General features: G+C 63.4%; 20 protein-coding genes and 1 pseudogene. 7 read left to right on the top strand and 14 right to left on the bottom strand.

Annotated elements, in window-relative coordinates; translation table 11 throughout:
* Together RE4_RS04790 and RE4_RS04785 are read right to left on the bottom strand one after the other, a co-directional pair.
* Positions 1–585 (bottom strand): hypothetical protein, encoded by a 585-nt coding sequence (locus tag RE4_RS04790; RefSeq protein WP_019745075.1) that lies wholly within the window; start codon positions 583–585, stop codon positions 1–3.
* Between the two features lie 45 nt (positions 586–630).
* Complete coding sequence (locus RE4_RS04785) at positions 631–1,008, bottom strand: MmcQ/YjbR family DNA-binding protein (RefSeq protein ID WP_007733864.1); 378 nt, start codon at positions 1,006–1,008, stop codon at positions 631–633.
* Between the two features lie 99 nt (positions 1,009–1,107).
* Between RE4_RS04785 and RE4_RS04780 the strand changes: the two genes are divergently transcribed.
* Both RE4_RS04780 and RE4_RS04775 read left to right on the top strand, forming a co-directional pair.
* Positions 1,108–1,554 carry a hypothetical protein gene (locus tag RE4_RS04780; protein ID WP_020970602.1) on the top strand — a complete coding sequence of 149 codons (447 nt, stop codon included), beginning with the start codon at positions 1,108–1,110 and terminating at the stop codon, positions 1,552–1,554.
* Positions 1,555–1,653: 99 nt separating this feature from the next.
* The gene (locus tag RE4_RS04775; RefSeq protein WP_003940105.1) at positions 1,654–2,244 is read left to right on the top strand and encodes a DUF937 domain-containing protein; all 591 of its coding nucleotides are present in this window, start codon (positions 1,654–1,656) and stop codon (positions 2,242–2,244) included.
* A gap of 56 nt (positions 2,245–2,300) precedes the next feature.
* Here RE4_RS04775 and RE4_RS04770 read toward each other — a convergent pair whose 3' ends face one another.
* On the bottom strand, positions 2,301–3,518 hold the full coding sequence (locus RE4_RS04770; protein ID WP_060938089.1) for an MFS transporter: 1,218 nt from the start codon (positions 3,516–3,518) through the stop codon (positions 2,301–2,303).
* A 114-nt stretch (positions 3,519–3,632) separates the two neighbouring features.
* On the opposite strand from RE4_RS04770, the gene RE4_RS04765 reads away from it, so the two are divergent.
* The 5 genes from RE4_RS04765 to phoU all read left to right on the top strand — a co-directional run bounded on the left by RE4_RS04765 (position 3,633) and on the right by phoU (position 9,772).
* Positions 3,633–4,508, top strand: coding sequence for a LysR family transcriptional regulator (locus RE4_RS04765; protein WP_021332119.1), 876 nt, complete (start codon positions 3,633–3,635; stop codon positions 4,506–4,508).
* 131 nt (positions 4,509–4,639) lie between these two features.
* Positions 4,640–5,599 (top strand): acyl-ACP desaturase, encoded by a 960-nt coding sequence (locus RE4_RS04760; protein ID WP_003940492.1) that lies wholly within the window; start codon positions 4,640–4,642, stop codon positions 5,597–5,599.
* A gap of 81 nt (positions 5,600–5,680) precedes the next feature.
* Positions 5,681–6,823, top strand: coding sequence for a tRNA dihydrouridine synthase DusB (gene dusB, locus RE4_RS04755; protein WP_003939756.1), 1,143 nt, complete (start codon positions 5,681–5,683; stop codon positions 6,821–6,823).
* A 150-nt stretch (positions 6,824–6,973) separates the two neighbouring features.
* Positions 6,974–9,004 (top strand): LCP family protein, encoded by a 2,031-nt coding sequence (locus tag RE4_RS04750; protein ID WP_060938088.1) that lies wholly within the window; start codon positions 6,974–6,976, stop codon positions 9,002–9,004.
* 72 nt (positions 9,005–9,076) lie between these two features.
* On the top strand, positions 9,077–9,772 hold the full coding sequence (phoU, locus tag RE4_RS04745) for a phosphate signaling complex protein PhoU (RefSeq protein ID WP_003940130.1): 696 nt from the start codon (positions 9,077–9,079) through the stop codon (positions 9,770–9,772).
* 58 nt (positions 9,773–9,830) lie between these two features.
* Here the strand turns inward: phoU and RE4_RS04740 are convergent, their stop codons facing one another.
* The 11 genes and pseudogenes from RE4_RS04740 to pstS form a co-directional block, all read right to left on the bottom strand.
* The gene (locus tag RE4_RS04740) at positions 9,831–10,577 is read right to left on the bottom strand and encodes an SDR family oxidoreductase (protein WP_020970607.1); all 747 of its coding nucleotides are present in this window, start codon (positions 10,575–10,577) and stop codon (positions 9,831–9,833) included.
* Positions 10,578–10,667: 90 nt separating this feature from the next.
* Positions 10,668–11,405, bottom strand: coding sequence for an urease accessory protein UreD (locus RE4_RS04735; RefSeq protein ID WP_020970608.1), 738 nt, complete (start codon positions 11,403–11,405; stop codon positions 10,668–10,670).
* Entirely contained in the window at positions 11,405–12,148 is a 744-nt protein-coding gene (gene ureG / locus RE4_RS04730) for an urease accessory protein UreG (protein ID WP_020908922.1), read from the bottom strand. Before ureG ends, RE4_RS04735 begins: the two co-directional genes overlap by 1 nt.
* On the bottom strand, positions 12,141–12,830 hold the full coding sequence (locus RE4_RS04725; RefSeq protein WP_047889843.1) for an urease accessory protein UreF: 690 nt from the start codon (positions 12,828–12,830) through the stop codon (positions 12,141–12,143). The genes ureG and RE4_RS04725 overlap by 8 nt, the downstream gene beginning before the upstream one ends.
* A gap of 4 nt (positions 12,831–12,834) precedes the next feature.
* On the bottom strand, positions 12,835–14,544 hold the full coding sequence (locus tag RE4_RS04720; protein ID WP_019745084.1) for an urease subunit alpha: 1,710 nt from the start codon (positions 14,542–14,544) through the stop codon (positions 12,835–12,837).
* Between the two features lie 176 nt (positions 14,545–14,720).
* Positions 14,721–15,011 (bottom strand): annotated as a pseudogene (gene ureB, locus RE4_RS31520) (urease subunit beta); the annotation flags it as partial.
* Positions 15,008–15,310, bottom strand: coding sequence for an urease subunit gamma (gene ureA / locus RE4_RS04710; protein WP_003939800.1), 303 nt, complete (start codon positions 15,308–15,310; stop codon positions 15,008–15,010). The pseudogene ureB and the gene ureA, both read right to left, overlap by 4 nt.
* 281 nt (positions 15,311–15,591) lie before the next feature.
* On the bottom strand, positions 15,592–16,368 hold the full coding sequence (pstB, locus tag RE4_RS04705; protein ID WP_019745087.1) for a phosphate ABC transporter ATP-binding protein PstB: 777 nt from the start codon (positions 16,366–16,368) through the stop codon (positions 15,592–15,594).
* A gap of 58 nt (positions 16,369–16,426) precedes the next feature.
* Positions 16,427–17,335: a phosphate ABC transporter permease PstA gene (gene pstA, locus RE4_RS04700; protein ID WP_003940100.1), complete on the bottom strand. Its 909-nt coding sequence runs from the start codon at positions 17,333–17,335 to the stop codon at positions 16,427–16,429.
* A gap of 3 nt (positions 17,336–17,338) precedes the next feature.
* Complete coding sequence (gene pstC / locus RE4_RS04695) at positions 17,339–18,430, bottom strand: phosphate ABC transporter permease subunit PstC (protein ID WP_007733846.1); 1,092 nt, start codon at positions 18,428–18,430, stop codon at positions 17,339–17,341.
* A 62-nt stretch (positions 18,431–18,492) separates the two neighbouring features.
* Positions 18,493–19,611, bottom strand: coding sequence for a phosphate ABC transporter substrate-binding protein PstS (gene pstS / locus RE4_RS04690; protein ID WP_019745088.1), 1,119 nt, complete (start codon positions 19,609–19,611; stop codon positions 18,493–18,495).
* Between the last annotated feature and the right edge of the window lie 53 nt (positions 19,612–19,664).

The raw sequence follows: 19,664 nt of genomic DNA, 5'->3' as shown, positions 1-19,664 counted from the left end.
TCAGATTTCCGGGGCTGGAGCCTCGCCCTTGCTCTGCGGCTCGTGTTGCTTGAGCTCACCGCGCATCTTGTCGAGATCCTTGCCACGCTTTTTGTACATATAGCCGAGCGCAACAAGACCCAGGAACAACGCAACGCCCAGGACTGCACCGACAACGGAGGCTCCGCGGAAACCGGGGCCGTCGACGTCGAGGATCCGCTCGCCCGCATGCGCTGCATTGTTGTTGCCGAGAACAACTGTCAGAGAGAGCAGATTCGGCAGCGCGAAGATCACACCCAACGCGAGAGCCGTGATCTGGATGATTCGAGCATGCTTGCGCTTGCGCACCTGCCAGACCGCTCGGAAGAAGATGAGCGGGACCAGGGTGCAGACGAGACCGAACAGCAGTCCCCACGCGATTCCGGCGCTGAAGCTGCCGTTCGCCAACGACGCAATTCGCTGCGCCCACCAACGCGGAAGGAAGGCGGCAAGGATGAAGTAAGCGATGACCAGGACCACCGCCATCACTGCGATCCCGATGGCCTTCTTCGCCCACGGCGGCATGCCCGGTTTTTCGGTGGCCGGTGAAGTTTCCGGTGTCGTCATGACAAATCCTCGTCTAGTCGGCGTCTGTACTGACGAATCTATCCGTTACGGGCGTTCCTCATCCGCATCGAGAACGATCCGGGCAAGCCGCTTCGGAGCAACGAGGGTGAACGAGGTGTAGATCCACTCCTCCAGTTGCGACCATTTCTCCTCGGAAACGTCGGTGCCGATGTCGAGCGCAACCCACCCGTGGCGACCGAGACCGTAGCCGGCAGCGCTTGCACCTGGTTCGGTGGCAACCACCGCTTCGGCTTCCTCCTTGCTCAACTTGACGGTCAAGGAGGTGGCTTCGACGTTGCAGAACACGAAGTTCTTGCCGCGGACCCGGAAGGTCGGGTGACCGTCCCACGCTTCGATGTCGACGCGCTCCGCCTCCGGCAGGGACAACGAGATCTCTTCGAGTCGACGCATGTTGTCGGGCATGGAGACGATTCTGCACGCTCGATACCGAGCTTGACACCCGCGACACCGCTAGGCTCGGCGACGACCGCGTTACCGAACTCCGAACACAGGGAGAGTGGCATGCGCACGTTAGTTCATCTGGTTCTGCTCATTTGTGGAATCGCCGTTGCCGTCGGCTCGTTCATGTACGTACTGGCCGGGGTCAAACCCAACAACGTTCGCCTCGAGGACCTGCGGGACGGTTTTCCGGCCGGGTGGGCAATCGAGCAACTCGGCGATCAGTCCGTGACCTTCTACCGTTCGATGGCGATACTTCTGCTCGCTGCAGCCGTATTGATTCTGATCGCCGCTTTGTTCGGTTCTCGTATTTCAGCGTGGATCGGAATCATCGTGGGATTGGGAACTCTGGGCACGTTCTACTACCGAGTGAACGATCAATTCGACAATGTCATCAGGGAAAACTACTCCACGATCCTGACAAATCAGACAGGATTCATCTTGACGGCCGGCGGACTGATTCTCGCTCTCCTAGCGTGTCTGGTCCCCCGCGAGAAGACCCGAGCCTGACCGCTCGGCAACCGGAGGGTTACCGTCGACGCCGACATTCACTAGTGTCTGCAACAGCCGGGTACTGACGAGTAGTACCCCAGAAGAGGTAGGGCATCAATGGCATCGCTTGACGACCTTCTATCCCAGATCCCCATCGACCAGATCGCGCAGCAACTCGGCGTGGACCAGGCAACTGCCGAATCGGCGGTCAAGACTGCACTTCCGACCCTCGTCGGTGGCCTCGGCGCCAACGCTCAGGATCCCGCAGGCGCAGCCTCACTCGAAAGTGCGCTGCAGTCGCACGCTGACACCAGCCTTCTCGACGACGGCGTCGACATCAGCAAAGTCGACACCGCTGACGGTCAGAAGATCGTCTCGAACATCTTCGGCGGCAACACCGATCAGGTCGCCAGCGCACTGGGCGGTGTCGGTGGCGGCGGTGGAAACGATCTGGTGAAGCAGTTGCTGCCGATCCTCGCTCCCATCGTCCTGGCCTACCTCGCCAAGCAGTTCACCGGTGGCGGTGCCGGCGCGCAGACTCAGGCCTCCGGTGGCGGCGGGCTCGGGGATCTCCTCGGCGGAATTCTCGGCGGCGGCGGCAATTCCGGCGGCGGCATCGGCGGCGCACTCGGCGGCATCCTGGGTGGATCCGGTGGCGGCGGCCTCGGAGACCTGCTCGGCGGCCTCCTCGGCGGCGGCAAGAAGTAAAACGCTAGACAGAACGCACTGCGGCGATCCCGTTCGGGGTCGCCGCAGTGCTCTGTTCAATCAACCGTCGAAGATCGAAACATCTTCAGCGACAATGCAAACGCAACCAACAGCAGCGCGCCCACAAAGGCACTGACCCCACCCCAACCGCCGCCCGCGTACGCGAGACCAGCGAGGGCGCCCGCCACGGACGAACCCGCGTAATAGGCAAACAGATACAACGCCGACGCCTCGGCCCGGTGATCGGTCGCGATCAGCCCCACCCAACCGCTGGCCACCGAATGTGCCGCGAAGAATCCTCCGGTGAAGAGCAGCATCCCCACGAGAGTCAACGCCAGATTGTCCGGAACGGTCAGTGCCAGCCCGATACCGATGACAACAACCGAGCCGAGCAGAACACTGCGCCTACCCAGCCGGTCCGAGGCCCCGCCGGCTACCGCTGAGGTGAAAGTTCCGGCGAGGTAGAAAAGAAAGACCAGGCCGACAAGTGCTTCGGGAAGTACGAAAGGTGCTGCCGTGAGCCGAAACCCGAGGAAGTTGTAGATCGAGACGAATCCGCCCATGAGGATGAACCCCAAGGCGAAAAGCGCGCGCAGCGACGGGTTCGCAAGGTGGCGTCGTAGATTCGACGCGATCGCACGCACCGACACCGGTTGCGGGCGAAAGAACTTCGACGCGGGGAGCTTCCGGATCATGTTGAGCGCGAACAACGCTGACAGCAAGGCCGCAGTCACCAATGCCCAGCGCCACGTACTGAAATCGACGACGGCCGACGGAACCAGCCGTCCGATCAGCCCACCGATCGTCGTGCCGGCGACGTACCTTCCCATCGCTGCACCGAGGTCCTTCCGATCGACCTCCTCGGCCAGATAGGCCATCGCCACCGCCGGGACCCCTGCCAGAGCCAAGCCTTGCGCCGCGCGTCCGATCAGCAGAACCTCGATCGTCGGACTGAGTGGCAGAAGCAAACCGATCACACAGGATGCCGACGCCGACGCGATCATCACCCGTGTGCGACCGAACCGCTCGGAGAGCGCACTGGCCGGAATGATCGCCAACGCCAACATGCCCGTCGTCGCCGAGACCGAAAGTGCAGACACCGCGGGCGAGACGTCGAAGCCTTCGGCGAACGCAGGCAGCAATGCCTGTGCCGCGTACATCGAGATGAATGTCGACAGCCCGGCCGCGAACAACGCAACGGTCACCGTGCGATACCCCGGTGTTCCGCGGCGAAGCGGCACCACTTCGGATTCGATCACATTCTCGACAGTCACCACATACCTCCAGGCATCGCTTACCTCCGGTAAGAATCCTCCCGCCGCGCTTCGACAAAAGAAAATGCATAAACTTGGAGTTCTATATGCGTCATAGGTATATAGATTGGGTTCGTGATGCTGACCGAAGACCTCGAATGGTTTGTCGTTCTCGCCGAAACCCAACAGGTGACCGCTACCGCGGATCTGACTCACCTGTCGCAGCCGACGCTCTCGCGCAAACTCGCACGCCTCGAACGACAGATCGGAGTGACGCTCTTCGACCGTCAGGGACGCCGGCTCGAACTGAACCGGTACGGCGAGATCCTCTACCGACACGCTCGCACCGCTCTTCACTCACTCGACGCGGCGCAGAGCGAAATCCAGTCGCTGGCGAGCCCCGAAAGCGGCACGGTCCGGCTCGACTTCCTCCACTCGTTCGGCACCTGGTTGGTGCCGCACATGCTGCGCGGATACCGCGTCGAGCATCCCGGAGTGCGATTCGAACTGCATCAGGACAGTGCGCAGTTCCTGGTCGACAGAATTGCCGCCGGCACGTCCGACCTGGCCGTCGTCTCGCCGCAGCCGCGTGATCCGCAGGTGGCATGGATGCAGATCGCCCAGCAGTCACTGGCATTGGCTGTTCCGGCTGATCATCGCTTTGCGAAGTTGCATTCGGTCGAGCTTGCGGACGCGGCCGACGAACCGTTCATCGGTATGCATCCGAACTTCGGGATGCGAAGAATTCTCGATGAACTGTGCGCGGCCGCAGGATTCACGCCGAATTTCGTCTTCGAGAGCAGCGAGCTGGCAACGGTCGGCGGACTGGTCTCCGCGTCCTTCGGTGTCTCGGTCATGCCGGTTCAGGATCCACCGATCTGGGCCGAAGGAGTCGTCTACGTACCGATCGAAGGAGCCCAGCGAAAAATAGGGCTGATCTGGTCGAAGAGCCGCGAGCTGTCCGATCCCGCCCGGACGTTCCGCGACTACGTCGAAAGAACGACTTGGTAGTGAAAGTGCCCCCGGATAACTACGGATCGGTAACATCCCTCGAGGGGAGCAATTTTCATGCCATTCTTTTCAAACCTACGGTGCCGTAGGCTGGGGCGAAGTCGCGCATTCACTCAACATGGAGGCAAGAAATGACGAGGATTCTGACGCAGCTGGAGCTGCTACAAGAGCTGCAGCCGGTTGCCGAGGAGAACGTCAACCGCCACATCTCCATGGCCAAGGAATGGCATCCACACGACTACGTTCCGTGGGACGAGGGTCGTAACTTCGCAGCCATGGGCGGCGAAGACTGGAGTCTCGAGCAGTCACAGCTCGGCGAGGTAGCTCGCGCCGCGATGATCACCAACCTGCTCACCGAGGACAACCTGCCCTCGTACCACCGCGAGATCGCCGAGAACTTTTCGCAGGACGGCGCCTGGGGAACGTGGGTCGGCCGGTGGACCGCCGAGGAGAACCGTCACGGCATCGTGATGCGTGACTACCTCGTCGTCACGCGCGCAGTCGACCCCGTCGAGCTCGAGCGCTTCCGCATGGAACACATGACAAACGGTTACAGCGCACCCATCGACGAGGGCGACGCCGGCCTGCTGCACTCGGTCGCCTACGTGACCTTCCAGGAACTCGCGACGCGCGTCAGCCACCGCAACACCGGCAAGGCTTGCGACGAGCCGATTGCCGACAAGATGCTTCAGCGCATCGCCGCTGATGAGAACCTGCACATGATCTTCTACCGCAACATCTGCGCCGCCGCGCTCGATCTTGCTCCCGATCAGGCTCTCAAGGCTGTGGCGAACATCGTCCAGAACTTCCAGATGCCGGGCGCCGGCATGCCTAACTTCCGTCGTAACGGCGCTCTCATGGCCAAGCACGGCATCTACGACCTTCGCCAGCACCTCGACGAGGTCGTCTGGCCCGTCTTGCGCAAGTGGAACATCTTCGAGCGCAACGATTTCAGTGCCGAAGGCGAGAACACGCGCGAAGAGTTGGCGGCCTTCCTCGAGACCCTTGCCGCCAACGCGACGAAGTTCGAGGAACAGCGCGATCGCATGCTCGCACGCGAAGCCGCCAAGCGCGAACAGCAGGCTTCTTAGTTTCACCAGCTATTCTGTGCCCGGTACCGGATTCGGTACCGGGCACTTCCAATTGTCACAAGTATTTGTTCAGAGGTAGACATGTCATCCCTACGTATCGGTTCACTCGAGCTGCACAGCCCCGTGGTCCTCGCCCCCATGGCGGGCGTCACCAACGTCGCCTTCCGCACGCTGTGCCGTGAACTCGAACTCGAACGTGCAGGCAGCACGTCCGGCCTCTACGTCTGCGAGATGGTCACGGCACGTGCGCTCGTCGAGCGCCAGCCGGCCACGATGCACATGACCACGTTCGGCCCGACCGAAACGCCCCGGTCGCTGCAGTTGTACACAGTCGACCCGGATACGACCTACGCCGCGGCCAAGATGATCGTCGACGAGAACATGGCCGATCACATCGACATGAACTTCGGCTGCCCCGTCCCGAAGGTGACCCGCAAGGGCGGTGGCTCCGCGCTGCCGTACAAGCGTCGGCTGTTCGGACAGATCGTCGCGGCTGCTGTGCGCGCCACCGAGGGCACCGATATTCCGGTCACCGTGAAGATGCGCGTCGGCATCGACCCCGAACATCACACGCACCTCGACGCCGGCCGGATCGCCGCAGCTGAAGGCGCTGCTGCCGTCGCACTTCACGCACGTACCGCGTCGCAGCGCTACTCCGGCACTGCTGACTGGAACGAGATCACGCGTCTCAAGGAACACGTCACCGACGTTCCGATCCTCGGCAACGGTGACATCTTCGATGCTTCGGATGCTGCCCGGATGATGAACGAGACCGGCTGCGACGGCGTCGTCGTCGGACGTGGCTGCCTCGGACGGCCATGGCTGTTCGCGGAACTCAGCGCAGCTCTCAACGGACAACAGATCGCCACGCCGCCGACGCTCGGCGAAGTCACCAAGATCATCGCCCGTCACGCCCAGCTGCTCGCCGCACACCACGGTGAGATGAAGGGCTTGCGCGAACTTCGCAAGCACGTCTCCTGGTACATGCGTGGGTTCCCGGTCGGATCGGATCTGCGGGTCTCGATGGCGTTGGTCAGCACGTTGTCCGAACTGGACGACCTGCTCGGACAGCTCGATCACGACGTCCCGTTCCCCAAGGACGCCGAAGGTCCGCGGGGTCGCCAAGGCTCGCCCGGTCAGGTAGCACTTCCGGAAGGTTGGCTCGACGATCCCGAGGACGATCTTGTGCCGGTGGGGGCTGACATGATGCACTCCGGTGGCTAGCGAGAACACGCCGTCGGATTACTCTCATCACTTTCTGAGTGAAGCACTCAGGATTCACCAGTAATATGGCTCCAGCTTCGTCGACAGCCGGTTGACGCCGGCATCTGAATGACGAGTTACTGACAGTCGACGACGGGACAGGTTGCATCGGTGGGTGATGATCACGATTCGGGCCCACCTCCGCCCGAGAGCCGCGCCCCCTGGGAACGTCCGCTCGCAGACAAGCGGTTCCGCAACGCCCGCCCGGACCAACCGGCAGCTCCCCAGCGTCCTGCCACACCCCAGCGACCAGCACCGCAACCACCCAGTCCCCCGGAGCGTCGCAGCAGTGGACGGACCGGCCGCCGGGATTCGCCTCCGACCGACGACTCTGTTTCGGTCGCCGAGTTGGTCCGTCGGGTAGGCGACAAGAAGCCGCCACCTGCCCCGGCTGCACCGCCCAAGGCAGCGCCGACCAAATCCGTGCCACCCAGGACTCCACCTCCATCAGCGTCCGCGCCGCCCCCGGCCCGGCCGATTCCCGCGCGTCCGACCGTCCCGCCTGCCGCTGCGGACTGGATCACCGAAGAACATCCCGTCACCTCCGCAGTGCCGCGGGTAGTCGGTGACACCGGCGCTACCCGTCTGGCGCAAAGCAAGATTCGCCGCCGCCATCGCGCAAAAGTGATCGGCCGATCGGCAGTAGCGTTCCTGGCCGTCATGTCTCTCGCGTTGACCGGCGTCGTCTGGGGTTATCTGCGGTCAGTCGAAGGCGGTTTCGATCAGATTGCGGCACTCGACACCGAGTCCGACGACATCATCGACGCCGGGGGCCAGCTCGGCGACGAGACGTACTTGATCATCGGCACCGATACCCGCGCCGGCGCGAGCGGTGAGATCGGCGCCGGAACCGTCGAAGACGCCGAAGGCGCGCGCGCCGACACGGTCATGCTGGTGAACATTCCCGCCGACCGAAGCCGCGTCGTCGCCGTCTCCTTCCCGCGTGACCTCGACGTCGAACGTCCGATCTGCCAGGGCTGGGACAACGACGCCGGCAAGTACACCAGCGAAACCTTCCCGGCCGCCAGTGGCGACAAGCTCAATGCGACGTACGCACTCGGTGGTCCCAAGTGCCTGGTCAAGGTCATCCAGAAGATGTCCGGCCTGAAAATCGGGCACTTCGTCGGAATGGACTTCGCCGGTTTCGAGCGCATGGTCGACACCGTCGGCGGCGTGAACGTCTGCTCCCCCGGACCGATCGAGGACGGCATCCTCGGAACCGTCCTCGCATCCGGCGGAACGCAGATGCTCGACGGCCGTACCGCCCTCAACTATGTGCGTGCGCGCCACGTCGAAGCCGAGGGTAACGGCGACTACGGACGCATCACCCGTCAGCAGAAGTTCCTGTCGGCGCTGCTCCGCTCGGCCCTGTCCAACCAGGTCCTCCTGAATCCGAGCAAGCTCAACGGATTCATCAACGCCTTCACCAGCGACACGTTCGTCGAGAACATCGACACGAAGTCGCTGGTCACCCTCGGCCGTTCGCTGCAGAACGTCGACGCGGGCGCGGTGACGTTCTTGACGGTCCCCACGGACGGCACCAACGACTGGGGCAACGAGATTCCTCGCACCGACGAGATCAAGTCCCTCTTCCAGGCGATCATCGACGACGAACCGCTTCCGGGTGAAGAGCGCGAGGACACCACACCGTCGTCGACCAGTTCCACGACAACCCCTCCTACGTCCAGCACGCCGCCCGCCGCCACTTCCGTCGAAGCGATGAGTGCGTACAACATCTCGGTCGACGTCTCCAACGCGTCGGGAATCGCCGGGCAGGCCGCGACGATCGCCGACAGCCTCGCTGCCTACGGTTTCCAGATCTCCACGGTCGGCAACTTCAGCGCAGCCACCGGCCTGGCGAATGCTCAAGCCTCGACCACCGTCGTGCGTTACGCAGCAGGTTACGAGGCTGAAGCGGTCACTGTCGCGTCGTCGATTCCCGGTGCGGTTCTCGTTCTCGCTCCGAGCATGGGAGACATGATCGAGGTCGTCGTCGGAAGCAATTTCGCCGGCACCGTCGTCGCCCCCGCGGACCCGGGGACCATCCTGGCGGCAAATCCGACATCGGTCGACACCAGCACCTCGACGGCTCTGCCCGCCGACATCGCCAGCGTCAACGCAGGCGACACCACCTGCGACTGACACGCGTTCATTCACCTTGCGTTCACCTGGTGCTTGTGACTTGGTCTTTCACGGCACGTAGGCTCTGACCTCATGCGCGTGGCTTACAACGAACAGATGACCGAGCTTGCAGACACGCTCGGCGAGATGGCAGGACTGGCAGGTGCCGCTATGGAGCGCGCCACCCAGTCCCTGCTCCAGGCAGACCTGTCCCTGGCAGAACAAGTAATCGGCGAACACGACAAGATCACCGAACTCAGCACCATTTGCGAGGAGCGCGCGTTTGCGCTGCTCGCCCTGCAGGCTCCCGTTGCCGGAGATCTGCGCTCGGTGGTCAGTGGAATCCAGATCGTCGCCGACATCGACCGCATGGGTGCACTCGCCCTGCACGTCGCGAAGATCGCGCGCCGCCGACATCCCAACCACGTGCTTCCCGAAGAGGTCAACGGCTACTTCGCCGAGATGGGACGCATCGCTGTCTCCATCGGTGCGGCCGCCAAGGTCGTCCTCGAGACCCGCGACCCCGAGCGCGCTGCCCGCCTGCGCGAAGAAGACGAAGCGATGGACGACCTCCACCGCCACCTCTTCACCGTCCTCATGGACCGCGAGTGGAAGCACGGCGTTGCCGCCGCAGTCGACGTCACGCTGCTCGGCCGCTTCTACGAGCGGTTCGCCGACCACGCCGTCGAGGTCGGCCGACGCGTCATCTTCCTGGTGACCGGCAAGCTGCCCGAAGAGCCGGAAACCACCGAGAAGGTCGACAACCTCACCTCGTACCCGGATCTCTGAACCCAACAGTCCACGTGAGTAAAAGGCGGCCGCGCACTTGCACGGCCGCCTTTCCTATTCAGTTCTCGTGTAACCAGGTCTTCAACGTGGGTCCTGCAGTTGTGGATCCCGGCCCGGGCAGCAGCGCCCCACCCTTCATCGCCTTACCCGCTCCCGGCATCGAGATCGGGATCAGCCACTTGCGTCGGCCACGGTATTTCAAAATCTCACGCGTCATGGCCGGGATCTCGAGGACCTCAGGCCCGGCGAGATCTGGAGCCCTCCCGGTCGGACCGTTCTGAGCGCACGTCACCAGAGCCTCGGCGACGGTCTTCGCCGCTATCGGTTGGGAGCGCATCCGGGGAACCATCGCGACCGGCCCCAGTCCGAAGAGCGCGATGGTCTTCTCGCCGAACTCGAACCACTGAGTGGATCGCAGGATCGTGAAGGGAATGCCCGACGCTTCCACCGCGCGTTCCTGCGCGGCCTTTCCCTGGTAGTACCCGAAGGACTTCAACTGCGGATCGTCGCAGTTCACGATCGAGAGCAGCACGTGATGCTTCACGCCTGCTCTGGCTTCGGCCGCGGCGATGTTCTTCGCTGCCGTCTCGAAGAACTCGATCGCCTTCTTGGCACTGTTGGTGACGTGATCACTCACGTCGATGACAACGTCGGCACCGACAAATGCTTCGTCCAACCCCGCACCCGTAGAGATGTCGACTCCCGTCGATCGAGCGGCGGCGACGACGTCATGGCCCCCGATTTTCGCCTGCTCGACGACCAGCTTTCCCATCTGGCCGGTTCCGCCCAGAACAACAATCTGCATGATGCCTCCGTCAAACCCGTGCGCCCGGCTCTCTTCGGCCTGGTCACATACTGGACGACGCAGCCTCCCGAAGTGTGACGGTCGGGCGAATCAGTCGCTGTACTTCTGCGAAACCCGCCCACGCCACTGCGACCAGATCGGATCCAACGCTGCGCTCGCCTCGTGTGCGTGATCGGCCACGGCCCGTGCCAGCATCCCTGCTCCCGCCAGCGGCGTCACGTGCCCTTCGACCACGTCGGAAGTCTTGATCCCCAACAGCATGGTCGTACCGAGCACGCGATGGCCACCGAGAATTCCCGGCAGCGAACGGCCCGGCACGCTACGCAGGTCGAGTGTTTCCACGAGCAGCGCGTCACCGTCGACGGTAATGCGCTGATCCGAGCGAAGGGCACCGCCGGTTTCGCCGGTCCGGCCGAACACGATCATCTCGTCGAGCAGCGCAACCGCATCGGATTCCAGTGAAATATCCACGCGCCTGGTCACATCCGCGCCGCCCGCGACGACAAACGGTGCCGCGCGCCAGATCAGCGCCGCACCGGCGCCGACGCTCGCCGAAGCCGACCACGACGCCCGGCCGCCACGCGCGTTGTACGCGACGGTCCCCGACGGCTCGATCACCTCGAGGCACGTACCCGGAGCGACTACGAATTCGATACGCAGGTCGTCGCCTGCCAGCAGCGTTGCACTGTGCCCTACCAAGGCAATTCGCACGGTGAGCCCGCGAGCGTCGACGAACCGCGGGGCCAGGAAGTCGCCCGAGATCAGCTCTCGCGCAACAGCGGTGTCACCCACTCTCTCGACGACGACCCGCGTAGCTCCGGTGCGCATCAGTGAGCGTGAGAGTGGCTGTGCCCGTGACCGTGTCCGTGGTCTTCTTCATCGGCATGGAAGTGCGGCGCCATCGGGCCCGGATCCTGCGGGGTGTGACTACCCGCGCGGTGAGCTGCGATGACCTGGCGAAGCCACGCACTGAGCTGGTCGATCGTCGCGTGATCCTTCTGGCTGAGCGCGAGCACGGGAAGTCCGTCTCGCGCGGCCGTGGCATCGGCAACCATCTGGACCGCGTCGACGTCGACGTACGGGGCCAGGTCGATCTTGTTGACCACCAACAGATCTGCCCGCTCGATTCCGGGACCACCCTTGCGTGCGACGTCTCCGCCGCCCGCGACGTCGATGCAGAAGATCTGGGCGTCGACCAGTGCCGGGCTGAACGTGGCGGTCAGGTTGTCACCGCCGCTTTCCACGATCACCATGTCGAGGGGATGGAACTGACGCTCGAGGTCTTCGACCGCAATGAGGTTCGGCGTCACGTCGTCACGGATGGCCGTGTGCGGGCACGCGCCGGTCTCGACTGCGACGATGCGCTCGATCGGAAGTACGTTGGCCGCGCGCAACAGTCGCGCGTCCTCGTCGGTGTAGATGTCGTTGGTGACCACCGCGATCTCGTACTCCGACGCGAGCTCGCGGCAGATGGTGGCGATGAGGGTACTTTTGCCTGTGCCGACGGGGCCGGCAACGCCGAGCCTCAAACCTCTTGCAGCAGTGGTGGTGTTGTTCAGGTTGTCAAGCACGGAAAATCCTCCTGGATCGAGCGTGGTGTTCGAGTGACCATTGTTCGACCAACGGTCCTGTTGTTGCGGGTATATCTGTGACGCCCTCGACTGCTACGGCAGCCGCGGCGACGGTTTCGATGGTCGGGGCTGCTCGGAGCAACCATTCGACCGGTTCTGCCGGATCCACCGGCAGTAGCTTCAGTGCCGCCGACGCCACCGTTTGAGCGTCGTCGTACAAACAAGATCTGGCTGCCTGTAGGTCGTCCATCCCGGAGATCGCCGTGAAGACTCCCAACGCGAGCGGACGCATCGGATGCCCAGGCAGCGCCATGAGCATCTGGACCGCGGGGTGCTGCGGCCACAATCGCGACGCCAGCCTGGCCAGTCCACGTCCGAGCTGAATAGACGCCTCACGCAGCGGTGCGCTGGGCGTCCGAGCGAGCAGTTCCCTCGAGATGTCCTCGAGTTCGCCTGCACCACCGGCACTTACGGCCCAGCGGCGCGTGACCACCGTTGCAGCGGCCTCGACAAGTCCCACTGTTTCGAGTCGACCGCGAATGAAGTCGGGGACCTGACTCTGTAGGAGTCCGCCCGCCAGAGCCGGTTCCAACCCCGACGAGTGAGCGTGACCGCCGGTAGGCAGACGCCCGTCTGCCAAGAGCATCGATGCTATCTCGGCAGACGCCATCTCGATTGACATGGTTTCAGAACAGCATGTAGCGCTGAGCCATCGGCACTACGTCAACGGGGTTGGGCGCGATCAGGTCGCCGTTGACCTTGATGGCAAACGTCTCCGGATCGACGTCGATGGACGGCAGTGCCGTGTTGTTCGGCATATCCGCCTTGGTGAGGTGCCGCGTCGGACGAACACCGGTAAGGGTGCGCGTGAGACCGAGACGACCGGCCAGACCGTCCTCGATCGCCATCGGCGAGACGAACGTCGTGGACAGGTGCGGGGCTGATCCCGGAGTTGCCGCGATGGCCGGCCGAACGAACACCGGCTGCGGGGTCGGGATAGCAGCGTTCGGATCACCCAGCGGCGCAGCAACTATCGCCCCACCCTTGATCACGGCAGAAGGACGGACACCGAAGAACGCGGGATCCCACAGCACCAGGTCCGCCATCTTCCCGGCCTCGACCGATCCGATCTCGTGATCGATACCGTGAGCCACCGCGGGGCAGATCGTGTACTTGGCGACGTAACGGCGCGCACGCTCGTTGTCGGCCGGCATGCTGGTGCCCAGCTTGCCGTACTGGGCCTTCATGACGTGGGCGACCTGCCACGTCCGCAGGGTCACCTCTCCGATACGGCCCATCGCCTGGGCGTCGGACGAGGTGATGGAGATGGCACCTATGTCGTGCAGAAAGTCTTCCGCTGCAATAGTTGTCGGCCGGATCCGGGACTCGGCAAAGGCAAGATCCTCCGGAACCCGGGGATTGAGCGCATGACACACGATGAGCATGTCGAGGTGCTCGGCAACCGTGTTTACGGTGTGCGGCAACGTCGGATTGGTCGATGCCGGAAGAACGTTCGGCTCACCTGCCGTCACGATGATGTCCGGAGCGTGCCCGCCGCCGGCGCCTTCCGCATGGAACACGTGGATCCCGCGTCCGGCGATCGCGTCCAAAGTGTGCTGTACGTAGCCGGTTTCGTTGAGGCTGTCGGCGTGCAGCGCCACCTGGAGCCCGAACTCGTCGGCTGCTCGCAGAGCTGCGTCGATTGCCGCCGGAGTGGAACCCCAGTCCTCGTGGACCTTGAATCCACCTGCGCCGGCGAGAGCTTCCTGACGCATGGCCTCATGGCTGACGGTGCTGCCCTTGCCGAGGAGAAGAACGTTGAGCGGGATGTGGTCGAGGGCCCGGTGCATCATCGTCAGCGACCAGGCGCCGGGCGTGACGGTGGTTGCCTTGCTTCCCTCGGTTGGGCCCGTTCCGCCGCCCGCCACCGTCGTCGTACCGGTCGCGAGCGCTTCCATCATCTCGATTTCACTGAGGAAGTGCACGTGAGTGTCGATCGCACCCGCGGTGAGGATCTTCCCCTCGCCGGCGATCACGTCGGTGCTCGGCCCGATGAGCAACTTGGGGTGTACGCCATCCATGATGTCGGGGTTACCGGACTTGCCGATCGCAACGATGCGTCCGTCGCGAATTCCGACGTCTGCCCGGACGATTCCCCAGTGATCGAGGATCACCGTGTTGGTGATGACGACGTCGAGAGCGCCCTGATCGCGAGTGGTCAGGCCCTGGCCCATCGACTCGCGGATGCTCTTGCCGCCGCCGAAGACCATCTCGTCGCCGGTCGCGGTGTAGTCGTGCTCGATCTCGATCCACAGATCTGTGTCGGCCAAACGGATCTGGTCGCCAGCGGTCGGGCCGTACAAGGAGGCGTAACCGCGTCGATCGATCCTGCTCATTCGGCTGTCCTCTCAACTGGCGTCGCGGCGTCATCCGGTGAATCCGCTTCGACTGGAACATCACTCACACGAACGTTCACCGAGGACGCTCGCAAAGGTTCTTCGACCTCGACACCGGGCGTGCCGAACGGCATCACGGTCTTGGGCTCACGCGCATGCGTCGGTAGGTCTTCGTCCGGCGCGATCTGCAGGCCCGGAACCCTTTTGAGTCCGCCGAGCGCGATCAGTGTCACCGTCCTGCTTACCCCGGGTTCGAACCGAACCGACGTTCCCGAGGGGATGTCGAGCCGGAAGCCGTCTGCCGCTTCGCGATCGAAGGTCAGCGCCGGGTTGGCCGCTGGAAGGTGGAGATGTGAACCGATCTGAATGGGGCGGTCGCCGTCGTTGACGACGACCATCGTGATCTTTTCCGCGTCAGTACCGAACTCGAGCGGTTCGGTGGACACACGTACCTCACCGGGGATCATCGAATGGGCTCCGTCACGGTGACCAGCTTGCGACCGTCCGGGAAAGTGGCCTCCACCTGGACATTTGCAATCATCTCGGGTACCCCTTCCATCACGTCGTCGCGGGTGAGCACTTGCCGACCGGCGTTCATCAGTTCCGCAACCGTCATTCCGTCACGCGCACGCTCGAGAATCCAACACGAGATCAGGGCCATCGCTTCGGGGTAGTTCAGCAGTACCCCGCGCTCGCGGCGGTCGCGGGCGACCATGCCCGCAACGCTCAGGAGGAGCTTTTCGGTATCTGAAGGGGTGAGGTGCACTGACAAGCCCTTCCGGTTGTGAAACGACATCGATCGACAGCGTGCTGTCGGGCCGAGATTAGCATTGCCCGAAGCGTCGTCAGTATCCACGAGATTCACATCGGCGGCTACTTCAGCGCCCACTCGGCGCACTTGCGCTGCTCATCGAATTATTCGGGCGCCCAACGACGCTCAGCTCTGCGCCCCGGAGTGGGAACTATCACCACAACCAAAAAGTTTCACCCCCGTCTCCTGTTGGAAACGGGGGTGAAACATCATCGTGCAGTGTGCAATCCCAGGGGCTATCCGAAGCGGCCGGAGATATAGTCCTCGGTGGCCTTCTGCGTCGGGTTCGAGAAGATCTTCTCGGTGTCGTCGATCTCGACGAGCTGCCCGGGCTTACCGGTTGCCTCGAGGTTGAAGAATGCCGTCTGGTCACTCACACGCGCAGCCTGCTGCATGTTGTGCGTGACGATGACGATCGTGAAGTCCTTCTTCAGCTCGGTGATCAGGTCCTCGATCGCGAGAGTCGAGATCGGGTCGAGCGCGGAGCACGGCTCGTCCATGAGCAGAACGTCGGGCGAGACCGCGATGGCACGCGCGATGCACAGACGCTGCTGCTGACCGCCTGAGAGGCCGCCACCGGGCTTGTCGAGGCGATCCTTGACCTCGGTCCACAGGTTGGCACCGCGCAGCGAACGCTCGGCCACCTCGTCGAGCTTCTTCTTGCTGCGCTCGCCCTGCAACTTCAAGCCCGCGACGACGTTGTCCTTGATGGACATGGTCGGGAAGGGGTTGGGTCGCTGGAACACCATGCCGATGGTCTTGCGGACGCCGACAGGATCGACGTTCGAGCCGTAGATGTCCTCGCCGTCGAGCAGGACCGAACCCTCGACGCGCGCACCGGGAATCACTTCGTGCATGCGGTTGAGTGAACGGAGAACGGTGGACTTGCCGCAACCGGACGGGCCGATGAAGGCGGTGACGCTCCGGGGCGGGACGGACAGGCCCACATCGGCGACGGCGTGGAACTTGCCGTAGTAGATGTTGACGTCCTTGAGATCCAGACGCTTGGCCATTACCGGCTCCCTACTGAGTTGTTGACGCTGTTGAGTACGAACATGTTCCGAGGCCGCATCACTTGCTTCTGACCTGTGAGAAGTGACCGATCAGCTTCGCGACGATGTTGAGGATCGCGATCAGCAGGATCAGGGTCAGTGCTGCGCCCCAGATGCGGTTGGTGCCGGCGTCGGTGGGGTTGTTCATCTCGGCGACCATGACGGAAGGCAGAGTGCCCATTTCGCCGTTGAACAGGTCGAAGTTGATGAACGGCGCGTAGCCGACGAGGATCAGCAGCGGCGCGGTCTCACCGAGCACGCGGGCCAGAGCCAGCATGACGCCGGTGATGATGCCGGGAAGCGCCGTCGGCAGAACGATTTTCGAGATGGTCTTCCACTTCGGCACACCGAGCGCGTACGACGCCTCGCGCAGATCCATCGGGACGATGCGCAGCATTTCCTCGGTGGAGCGGATGACGACCGGGACCATGAGAAGGACCAGAGCCAGCGACACGGCGAACGCGGACTTGGGGAAGCCGAAGGTCGCGATCCACAGTGCGTAGATGAACAGCGCGGCCACGATCGACGGAACACCGCTGAGGATGTCGACCATGAACGTGGTGAGCTTGCCCAGCTTCGACTTCCGGTCGGCGTACTCCACCAGGTAGATCGCGACGAAGATACCGAGCGGGATGGAGAAGACCGCGCACACGATGCCTTGCAGCAGGGTGCCGATCAATGCGTGATAGATACCGCCGCCGTCGGCCGACGCCGTCAATCCGCTCAGTGAGTTGGTGAACCACGTGGGCGACGTCAGAGCGGGCAGGCCCTTTGCGATGACCGTGAAGAGCACCCAGACCAACGGGATGAGCGCGATGACGACTGCCAGGCTCACCAGGATGGTCGCGATGACGTCCTTGGCACGACGACGGGCGCCGACGCCTTGGAAAGTGGGGGCCTTGACCGGCCGGTCCAGAGTGGAGGTCATGGGTCAGTCCTTCTTTCCGGCGATCACTGCGCGGGCAGCCGCGTTGACGACGAAGGTCAGTACGAACAGCACCAGTCCGGCCGCGATGTACGCGCCTGCCTGGATGTCGTTGTTGAACTCCGCGTAGCCGAGGGCGATCTTGGAGGCGATGGTCGAGCCGCCGTCGAACAGCGACCAGCCGAAGGCCTGAGAGGTGGTGCGCAGGATCAGGTACAGCGCCATCGTCTCGCCGAGTGCGCGTCCGAGACCGAGCATCGAGCCGCTGATGTAGCCGGACTTACCGAACGGGATGACCGTGGTGCGCACAACTTCCCAGCGCGTGGCGCCGAGAGCGAGTGCTGCTTCGATCTGTGAGCGCGGGGTCTGGATGAACACCTCGCGGGTCACTGCGGTGATGACCGGAAGGATCATCACGGCGAGGACGATGCCTGCGGTGAAGATGGTGCCGCCACCGGTGATCGATCCGCTGCCGTCGGCGAAGAGCGGGAACCAGCCGAGTGTGTCGTTGAGCCACACCGCGACCGGGGTGATCGCCGGAGCGAACACGAGAAGTCCCCACAGGCCGTAGACGATGGACGGCACGGCCGCGAGAAGGTCGATCGTGTACGACAGTGGCCGCGTGAGCCACTTGGGTGAGTACGAAGTCAGGAAGATCGCGATACCCAGTGCGATCGGCATCGCGAGCACCAGTGCGAACAGCGAGACCAACACCGTGACCTGGAAAAGATCGAGGACACCGAACGCCATCGCGTTGATGTTCTGCGTGACCCATTCACGGCTGGTCAGGAAGTTGACCTGGTTCCGGCTCAAAGCAGGAACAGCACGCCAGATCAGGAACGCGCCGATCGCTGCGATGACAACCGTGATGAAGATTGCCGAACCGGATGCGAGCGAGCTGAAGATGCGGTCACCCGGACGGGTCACCGTCTTGCTGTTGCCGCTTCCCGGACCGTCACCCTTCGGAGGATGCTCGGTTTCTGGAGCCTTGGTGGAAGTAATCGTGTCCTCCGTGGTGCCGTTCGGACCGCCCACCCCGGCCCCGCTGGTTGCGGGGCCGGGAGAACGAGATGTCGAGGTGATGGGCGCGTCACTCATGTGCGCTCACTTCCTTCACGTCTGAATGTAGATCCATGAGCTTGTCCGCACGAGTCTCTAGGTCAGCTGATTGCCGTGATGGACGCGTTGAGGCGATCCTGGACGTTGGCCGGCAGCGGGACGTAACCCTGCTCGGCCAGGTTGGCCTGACCCTCGTTGGCCGCGCTCGTCAGGAACGACTTCACTGCTGCGGTGGTGTCCGCGTCGTAGCCCTTGGAGCAGACGATCGAGTACGTGGCGAGAACCAGCGGGTATGCGCCGGCTTCGTTGGTCTTGAAGATCGACGCGAGGTCGAGCGTCAGGTCGCCGGTTGCGTCGGACTTGAACTTCGCGCCTGCGATCGACTTTGCGGCCGAGTCGTTGGTCAGTGCGACTGCCTCGGAGCCGGTGTTGATTTCTGCAACCGAGAGCTTGTTCTGATCGGCGAACGACTTCTCGACGTAGGTGATCGAACCCGGTGCCGTGGCAACTGCCTGTGCAACGCCCGCCGAACCCTTGGCGCCCTCACCGACGCCACCGGTGAAGTCGGACCCTGCGCCCGACGTCCAAGCACCGTTCGATGCCGCGTCGAGGTACTTCTGGAAGTTGTCGGTGGTGCCCGAGGAATCGGAGCGGATCACGGTGGTGATCTTCTCGTCGGGAAGCGAAGCACCGGAGTTGAGCGCGGCGATTGCCGGATCGTTCCACTTGGTGATGCCACCGTTGAAGATCTTCGCGAGAACTTCTGCGTTGAGAACGAGCTTGTCGACGCCGTCGAGGTTGTATGCAACTGCGATCGGGCCGAAGACGAGGGGAAGGTTCCAGGCTTCGCCGCCGACGCAACGCTCCTTGGCCTTGTCGGCCTGCTCGTCCTTGATGGCCGAGTCGGAGCCGGCGAAGTCGATCTGGCCGGCGATGAACTGCGTGCGACCGTCGCCCGAACCGCTGGGGTTGTAGGCGACGTTGACGGTCTTGCCCTTTTCCTGGCACACGGAGATGTAGGTGGCGACGAACTGGTCCATGGCATTCTTCTGTGCCGAGGAACCAGCGGCAGAGAGGTTGCTCTTGCCTTCGCACGTTGCGTTCGATGCGGACGCGTCCACACCCGTCGACGACGAGTTGTTGTCGCTGCCACATGCGGCCAAGGTCATGGCGCCCACGGCCACTACACCGAGCAGGGCACCACTGCGCTTGAGATTCACCAAGATCCTCCGGAAATCGCTACCGCCACGCCCACGATCGGGCGGCGACATGA

Source organism: Rhodococcus erythropolis NBRC 15567 (genome assembly GCF_001552595.1).
Lineage (GTDB): Bacteria > Actinomycetota > Actinomycetes > Mycobacteriales > Mycobacteriaceae > Rhodococcus_F > Rhodococcus_F erythropolis.
Note: the sequence above shows the minus strand (reverse complement) of the source record. Positions and strands in the feature narration are given on the sequence as shown.